The 684-nt window shown below is 45.2% G+C and carries 1 protein-coding gene; it reads left to right on the forward strand.

Translation table 11 applies throughout. The features are described from left to right. The coding region (locus DXB52_RS15980; protein WP_181989244.1) for an ATP-binding protein at positions 1-518 on the forward strand (518 nt) is incomplete at its 5' end. Between the last annotated feature and the right edge of the window lie 166 nt (positions 519-684).

A 684-nucleotide genomic window follows, 5' to 3' on the forward strand; every position in this document is an offset into this window, starting at 1 on the left:
CAGATAAGGACACGACCTTTGAGGAATACACGACCATTGAATTATTGTCGGTGTCTATGCTGATTGTGATTAGTACCTTTGCCCTTGATTTTATCCATTCGGACAGAAGTATTTTTAAGATTGTCGATTTGGACGAAGCGTGGGCGTTCTTAAATGTGGCACAAGGAGAAACGCTCTCTAACAAGCTGGTTCGTGCTGGACGAGCTATGCAGGCAGGCGTTTATTTCGTTACACAATCGTCTGGGGACGTGGCAAAGGAAAGTCTGAAAAACAATATCGGCTTAAAATTCGCTTTCCGTTCTACTGACATCAACGAGATAAAACAGACCTTAGAATTTTTCGGTATCGACAAGGACGATGAAAACAACCAGAAACGGCTTCGTGATTTGGAGAACGGACAATGCTTATTGCAGGACTTATACGGGCGTGTCGGTGTGGTACAGATACACCCAGTCTTTGAAGAACTGCTACACGCCTTTGATACCAGACCGCCCGTACAGAGAAATGAGGTGGAGTGATGAAAGAAAGGATAAAAGGTGCGTTCACAAAAAGGAAGATACTTCACTTTCTCAAAATGGCTCTGTTCGTGGTGGCACTCTCCCTTATCCTGCTTTCACTTCTGGGGACGGTGGCTCATGCGACGGGGCTTGTGGACGATACCATAAACGCAGAAAATCTTTACTC

Source organism: Ruminococcus sp. OM04-4AA, assembly GCF_003462585.1.
Taxonomy (GTDB): Bacteria; Bacillota; Clostridia; order Lachnospirales; family Lachnospiraceae; genus Mediterraneibacter; species Mediterraneibacter faecis.